7 protein-coding genes are annotated in these 5,408 nt (G+C 39.8%); 1 reads left to right on the top strand and 6 read right to left on the bottom strand.

The genetic code is table 11. The features are described 5' to 3' along the window. The 5 genes from CSV67_RS16360 to CSV67_RS16340 all read right to left on the bottom strand — a co-directional run. Window positions 1–290: Rieske 2Fe-2S domain-containing protein (locus CSV67_RS16360; protein ID WP_143560722.1), on the bottom strand; the 290-nt coding region annotated here is incomplete at its 3' end. Between the two features lie 291 nt (window positions 291–581). After that, entirely contained in the window at window positions 582–1,712 is a 1,131-nt protein-coding gene (locus CSV67_RS16355; RefSeq protein WP_099632649.1) for an acyl-CoA dehydrogenase family protein, read from the bottom strand. A gap of 564 nt (window positions 1,713–2,276) precedes the next feature. After that, the gene (locus CSV67_RS16350) at window positions 2,277–2,666 is read right to left on the bottom strand and encodes a VOC family protein (protein ID WP_099632648.1); all 390 of its coding nucleotides are present in this window, start codon (window positions 2,664–2,666) and stop codon (window positions 2,277–2,279) included. A gap of 137 nt (window positions 2,667–2,803) precedes the next feature. After that, window positions 2,804–3,829, bottom strand: a complete 1,026-nt coding sequence (locus CSV67_RS16345) for an NAD(P)/FAD-dependent oxidoreductase (protein WP_099632647.1) — start codon at window positions 3,827–3,829, stop codon at window positions 2,804–2,806. A 132-nt stretch (window positions 3,830–3,961) separates the two neighbouring features. After that, a complete protein-coding gene (locus tag CSV67_RS16340) occupies window positions 3,962–4,219 on the bottom strand; it encodes a ferredoxin (RefSeq protein WP_099632646.1) in 258 nt (85 codons plus the stop codon). On the opposite strand from CSV67_RS16340, the gene CSV67_RS17170 reads away from it, so the two are divergent. Further along, on the top strand, window positions 4,168–4,368 hold the full coding sequence (locus CSV67_RS17170) for a hypothetical protein (RefSeq protein ID WP_143560724.1): 201 nt from the start codon (window positions 4,168–4,170) through the stop codon (window positions 4,366–4,368). The two genes, CSV67_RS16340 and CSV67_RS17170, sit on opposite strands and share 52 nt — an antisense overlap. Here the strand turns inward: CSV67_RS17170 and CSV67_RS16335 are convergent. Then, a partial coding sequence (locus tag CSV67_RS16335; protein WP_099632645.1) for a Rieske 2Fe-2S domain-containing protein occupies window positions 4,284–5,408 on the bottom strand: 1,125 nt, incomplete at its 5' end. The genes CSV67_RS17170 and CSV67_RS16335 overlap by 85 nt on opposite strands.

The following is a 5,408-nucleotide window of genomic DNA, read 5'->3' as shown; positions in this document are numbered from 1 at the left end:
GTATTGAACTTCCAGCCATGATACATACACCTTAGGCCACAGTCGTCATTAATTCCATAATATAGTGAAGTCCCACGGTGCGGACAGCGCTCATCAACTAGACCTACTTTTCCTTCCGTATCGCGAAATGCGACTAGGTCCTCCCCCAACAACTTCACGCGTTGCGGCTTTCCATCACTAATCAACTCTTCTGTTTGAAGGGCTGGAATCCAATATCTCCTAAATACATCGCCCATCGGTGTGCCTGCATCGGTCTGAGTCAGTAACTGATTATCTTCTGGTGTTAACATTCAAATTCCCCCTAATATAATAATAGATTCTCCGTTCGGACATAATTTATTTATTCAATAAATACTGTTCACAACTACTTCTTGAGTATTCCATTTACACATGATTATACAGATGATAGCGTTTTCATTTCGTGAGATAAATCGATTAGCATAAGTATCATTGAAGTCTACCCATAACTTCTATCTTATTTTTGTTATATTAACCAATAATCTTCACACATTCCTTTTAAAGTACGACTCCACGGATTATCAATTTATCTAACAGATGGTTTTATATGTTGAGTACCTCTATTAAATGAATCCCTTTATTGGTTGCACACCCAAAAGTACCGATCCCGCTCCATCGTACATACTTTCATTGAGGAACGCGTGTTGGGTAACAACCATTGCATCTCGTAGATGTCGTTGCAACGGATGTCCGTCATAAATGGCCGAAGTACCTGCAAGTAAGTAAGCAGTTTGTACAGCGCTTGCACCCTCTCGCGCAGCTTGTGCCGCCGCTAGACGTAGCATACTTGTTTGATCAGCTGAGACACCTTCACCTTTAAGGATTGATTCCCAAGCAGATTCGGTAGTTTCATAGAAAAAGGCTCGCGCCGATCTAAGCTTGGCTTCCGCTTTTGCAACAGAAATCCGTACATAAGCCCGATCAGCCATTTTAGGTGCACCTGTGATACCAGAACGACCTGCCATCAAAGAAATTTCATTTAGCGCAGCGCGTGCCACTCCAAGATTGACCACTGCCAGCACCTGTGCTGCATAGGCAATCGATGGGTATTGCGAGATTGGTTCTTCAATTGTAGGAGTACCCCCACGTACAAACGTCCATTCATCAGGAACGAAGACATCTTTCACGAGCAGATCATGACTCCCCGTGCCACGCATCCCGATAACTTCCCAGTTTTCAATAATTTCTACATCTTCAGGTTTTAGAACAGCAGTTAATGGTTTACCACCTTCACCTGTACCAATACCGACACCAAGAATGTCTGCTCCCTTACATCCACTTGCAAACTTCCAAAGACCGTTAACAATCCATCCACCACTTACTCTCTTCGCAGGCTGAACTGGAAACAAACCACCCGCGAAGGCCACATCCGGACCATTTGCGTAAAGTTTTGCAAGAGTTTCTTCTGGCAGAGCTGCAAGGTATACAGCAGCAGATCCAAAGCTCGCTACCCATCCAGCTGAACCGTCAGCTTCAGAGATACTTTCAATTAACTTAAGGAATTCCATTGGCGAACTACCATCTCCACCAAAACACTGAGGCGTATGAGCGCGATAAACACCCATTTTTTTCAGTTGCGCAATCATATCCTTTGGTACATGTCGCTTCTTTTCAAATTCATCACGTCGAGCACGAACTTCTGTTAACACCTGATCAAACCGATTTTTATTTTGGCTTTGTAATTGCTTAATCATAATTTCTACCTCCCTATAACTTATTGTTTTACGTTACAATATTTGAATTTCCCTATAAGTAATCTAGATGATCTATTTGGGAGATATCAATACTTAACTAATCTATAGACTCGAAAAATGAGTTATATCGAATAAAATCCTACCTTTTACCCTCAACCCAAAATTAATTAAAAGTTGGCTTTAGGTATTTTATCTATTATCATATTAAAGCATTTGGAATATTTAAACTACTACCCATTAGGTTGGAAAATATATAGTATTCTGTTCTATTAGTACACAAAATTAAATTGCATTAATATAACTAAAAAAGTGTTTTTCATCACGAAATGATTTTCGGTACCGTCATGACGATACTAAAAATCGATACTAGGATTCTAGACACATTCACACTAAATCTATAATAAATCTAGACATACCTGCCGCTCATTATAAAAAAGAATTAACTACCTACTATAATTTATCTCGAAACCTTCTAAACTCCACAAAGCCAGCTAACGTCAAACAGTACTTAAAATGTAGAGATCATTTCTTCATTCATAATTTATAATCTATTATTACCGTTAGTTATGCCTTTAAGCGTTCTACCAATTGGAGAAGCTCGTCATTTGGTCCATTAAATAAAATCATGCGTCCACCTTCAAGCGTCGGTTGAGGTTCATTAGAATTGAAAATAATCCCATGCTCCTTGAAATATTTAATAGACTTATCAATATCTTCAACTGTAAAAGCAAGATGATTAACGATTCCACTTTGATTGTATTGTCCTACCGTATCAATGTCTCTGATTAATTCTATTTCTGTATCTGGATGTGATTTCACATATAAAAACGCCATTTCCCGACTTGAATTTTCTCCTCTTAAACGTACTTTACAACCAAATACCTTCGAGTAAAATGCAATAGATTCTTCCATGTCTTTCACAACAATAGCTATATGTTCTATTTTAGTAATCATCAATGGCTCTCTCCTTTGGTTAACTTAAAAACCCAACACCTTGTATAAATGCTTGATTTGTAAGTAGAATTACACTCAAAAAAATTAATCAAATCGAGATGTATCTCGTTTCGATTAATTTTTTCTCATTGCTTCAATTAAAGTGAAACAGAAACTATCTTATCTTCACTCTCACCCATTACACTTGTGCTGTGCGGTGCTTGTACTTTTGAGCTAGGATCAATATAAACTTTTGCATTACTAACTGCTGTAGGTGCTTCACCAAAACCAGTTGCAATAAGCTTTACTTTCCCTCCATATGTACAAATATCTCCAGCCGCATAAATCCCGGCAATATTTGTCTCCATTTTCGAATTAACAACTATGCTATTCTTCTCGATTTCCAGTCCCCAATCTTTTATTGAACCAAGAGAGGAAATAAAGCCATAGTTTACGATTACATCATCAACTTCAGTACTCTTTGTCCCTTCACCTTTCACATGCTCAAGAATGACATGTTCAATATGATCTTCTCCAATAAACTCCAGCGGTACATAAGGAGTCATAACTTTCACTTTGGAGTTTTTAAGCAATTCTACGCTATGTTCATGTGCACGAAATTTATCACGTCTATGGATGAGTGTTACCTCATCAGCTATTGGTTCAAGCATAAGTGCCCAATCAACTGCTGAATCTCCCCCTCCGAACAACTGAACTTTCTTTCCGGCGAACTTCTGCATATCACTAACGAAGTAATGCAGATTCTTTCCTTCAAATTTATCAGCTGTTTCTAATCCAAGCTTTCTTGGATTAAATGCACCATTTCCTGCTGTTATAATAATAGTTTTTGAGAAGTGTTCTGCGCTATTTGTTGTTATCTTAAAAATACCATCAAGCTGTTTTTCTAATTTTTCAACCCCCTCATCCAAAGCAACCACTGGATTGAACTGATTCATTTGCTCCGTTAAGTTGTCAATTAACTTTTGACCGGTAATCTTTGGAAAACCTGCTACATCATAAATATACTTTTCAGGATATAGCGCAGAAAGTTGACCGCCAAGTTGTGGTAAGCTTTCAATAACCTTTACTCGCGCTTGACGGAGACCAGCATAAAATGCTGTAAATAACCCAACTGGTCCTCCCCCAATAATCGTAATATCGAAAACTTCATCTTCCACGTTCATCTAACCCACTCCGTCCATTATTGTCTATCAATAAGTCTAGAAACTATATGTTTCTAGCACTTGTCGCTCGCTTTAAAATGAAGCATTTCTTTAGTGCATCTTCTATTTCTTACTCGTTTAGATCTATTAACATTACATAGCTTCGCTAAATTTCAGTGCATTTCCATGGAATGGTTCATCTGAGATTTTGATTGAATCGCTTGGGCATCCCTCATATGCATCTTCTAAATCATCATGCAACTCCGCTGGCACTTCTACCATTCCCTCATTTTGATCTATTGTCACGTAGGATATACCATCATCGGTATGATCATATATTTCAGGTGCGACTCCACTACATGCTCCACAGGCTATGCAAGTGTCTTGATCAACAATCGTATATTTCGTCATTGTTTACACTCCTCATCAGCGGGCTTGATAAGCCTAAAATTATTTGTGCTTTGCTAAGTCTCTGTCATAGCTCAACTGGTTGTTTTTTCTTTTCAAATTGTTCTTTTAGTGGAAATGCTTCCTGCCACTTTTTCTCTTTGTCATCATAAAGCCCTTCACTATACAGTGTTTTTAATGATTGATTTTCCAATACTAACGGCTCTTGCCCCTCTTGGAACGCTTTCGCTTGTTGTAATAAGATCCGGCGCATATGAATAATTGGTAGGTCGCTCGTTCCTAATTTCTCGCGTGTTCGGTCTACGATTGTTCCCATGGTTTCAGTTGCCGCATGGTCTTGGTTCGCAATCCCACGGATACCTGTGAAGTTCCCAGTTTTTTGTAAGTCGCGGTCTTGATTATATTCAACATCTGCGTTGACGACTTTTCTCAAGTCCTCATCCAATTTCAGTCCGCGGCGAGCGTGTTGTGCTTCCACGTCAATCGCTCGATCATGAGCAAACTGTACATCCCATGTCCACGTACTATGATCATCTCGCGGAACAAAGGCATGCCACATCCCATCTTCACCGCCGAAGCGTGGTGGGTACGTGTAGAATGGGAAGATATAATGGATTTCCATAAAGGCATTCTGTTCCTCTGTTCCAATGCCCACCGCGATGCAGCGTTTCCCAAAGTTCGTATCTTGAACAGATTGTTTCACCGGAGGATTTTTAACAAGTGGATGATTCGGATCAATTCCCAAATCACTGCTCAAAATTCCATCTTCCACTTCTTGTGTCGCATGCGCTTTATGTAAGAACGCAGCATGAACAAAGTCCAGGTCATTTTCCATCGCTTGTGCATAGTTGCATTCCTGCCATACCCGTTCAACTAAATTGTTTTCCCGCGGAAGACCCATCCAATAAAAGTCAGGGAAAGCCGGCTCCGATTCACTCGGCCCCATGTATGTCCAAATAACGCCACTTACTTCTCTTGTCGGATAGCTTTTTAATTGAACGGATTCTCTGAATTTCCCATCCGTTGGCTCTGACGGAATCTCCGTGCACTCCCCATCTGTATTGAACTTCCAGCCATGATACATACACCTTAGGCCACAGTCGTCATTAATTCCATAATATAGTGAAGTCCCACGGTGCGGACAGCGCTCATCAACTAGACCTACTTTTCCTTCCGTATCGCGAAATGCGAC

It is taken from the genome of Sporosarcina sp. P2 (assembly GCF_002743255.1).
Lineage (GTDB): Bacteria > Bacillota > Bacilli > Bacillales_A > Planococcaceae > Sporosarcina.
The sequence above is the reverse complement of the archived record's forward strand: the minus strand, read 5'-3'. Positions and strand labels throughout refer to the sequence as shown.